The organism is Kitasatospora sp. NE20-6 (assembly GCF_045862635.1).
Window position 1 is genome coordinate 1 of the sequence record NZ_BPRL01000154.1, and the last position, 1,765, is coordinate 1,765.

At 69.0% G+C, this 1,765-nt stretch carries 2 protein-coding genes; both read left to right on the plus strand.

Features of this window, described 5'->3' with window-relative positions:
* Positions 1-9 precede the first annotated feature (9 nt).
* On the plus strand, positions 10-765 hold the full coding sequence (locus SNE206_RS39905; RefSeq protein ID WP_407918494.1) for a (Fe-S)-binding protein: 756 nt from the start codon (positions 10-12) through the stop codon (positions 763-765).
* On the plus strand, positions 762-1,765 hold a 1,004-nt coding region (locus SNE206_RS39910), incomplete at its 3' end, for an LUD domain-containing protein (protein ID WP_407918493.1). The genes SNE206_RS39905 and SNE206_RS39910, both read left to right, overlap by 4 nt.

The following is a 1,765-nucleotide window of genomic DNA, read 5'->3' on the forward strand; positions in this document are numbered from 1 at the left end:
GGAGCTGTGATGCGTGTCGCACTCTTCGTCACCTGTGTCAACGATGCCCTCTTCCCGGACACGGGCCGGGCGGTGGTGGCTCTGCTGGAGCGGTTGGGGGTGGTGGTGGATTTCCCGGTGGCGCAGACGTGTTGCGGGCAGCCGCAGTTCAACACCGGTTACCGGCGGGGGACCGAGCCGCTGGTGCGCAGGATGGGCCGTGTCTTCGACGGCTGCGAGTACGTGGTGACGCCGTCGGGGTCGTGTGCGGCGATGGTGCGGGAGAACTATCCGCGGATCGGGGCGAAGGCGGTGGCGGAGGGTCGGGGGAGTGAACTGGCCGATGTTGCGGCTGACTTGGTGCCGCGGGTGTTCGAGTTGACGGAGTTCCTGGTGGATGTGCTGGGGGTGGTCGATGTGGGGGCGTACTTTCCGCACACGGTGACGTATCACCCGTCGTGTCACGGGTTGCGGGTGCTGGGGCTGGGGGAGCGGCCGCGGCGGCTGTTGGAGGCGGTGAGGGGTTTGGAGTTGCGGGAGTTGCCGGGTGCGGAGGAGTGCTGCGGGTTCGGTGGGACGTTCGCGGTGAAGAATCCGGACGTGTCGGCGGCGATGGGGGCGGACAAGGTCCGCGGTGCGCTCGGGACGGGTGCGGAGGTGTTGTGCGGGGCGGACAACTCGTGTCTGCTGCACGTCGGTGGCACCCTGCGTCGGCAGGGTGCGCCGGTGCGGGCGGTGCACATCGCGGAGATCCTGGCTTCGACGGGGACGGGGATGTTCGCATGAGCGGCACCTACCTGGGCATGCCCGCTTTTCCGGAGGCTGCGAAGGTTTCCACGAGGGACGGGCGGTTGCGGGCGAATCTGACCCGTGCCACCCGGACGATCCGTGACAAGCGGGCCGTGGCGGTGGGTGAACTCGACGACTGGGCCGGACTCCGTGCGGCGGGCAGGGAGATCAAGGACCGGACGCTCGCCCGGCTGGACCGGTATCTGCTGGAGGCGGAGGCGGCGGTGACGGCGGCCGGGGGGGTGGTGCACTGGGCGGTGGATGCGGCGGAGGCGAACCGGATCGTCGCGGGCCTGGTGAAGGCGAAGGGCGAGAGTGAGGTCGTCAAGGTCAAGTCGATGGCGACGCAGGAGATCGGGCTGAACGAGGCGCTGGCCGCGGAGGGCATCACCGCCTACGAGACGGATCTCGCGGAGCTGATCGTGCAGTTGGGGGATGATCTGCCCTCGCACATCCTGGTGCCGGCGATCCATCGTAACCGTGGGGAGATCCGGGACATCTTCGTGGAGGCGATGGGTCGTTGGGGCCGTCCGGCGCCCGAGGGGCTGACCGAGGCGCCGGCGGATCTGGCGGAGGCGGCGCGGCTGCATCTGCGGGAGAAGTTCCTGCGGGCGAGGGTTGCGGTGTCGGGTGCGAATTTCCTGGTCGCGGAGACCGGGACGCTGGTGGTGGTGGAGTCGGAGGGCAACGGGCGGATGTGTCTGACCCTGCCGGAGACGCTGATCTCGGTGGTCGGCATCGAGAAGGTCATTCCGACCTGGCGGGATCTGGAGGTGTTCCTGCAGTTGTTGCCGCGTTCCTCGACCGCGGAGCGGATGAACCCGTACACCTCGACCTGGACCGGTACCACCGACGGCGACGGGCCGCGGGAGTTCCATCTGGTGCTGCTCGACAACGGCCGTACCGCGACGCTGGCCGACGAGGTCGGCCGGCAGGCGCTGCGCTGCATCCGTTGTTCGGCGTGTCTGAACGTGTGTCCGGTGTACGAGCGGGCGGG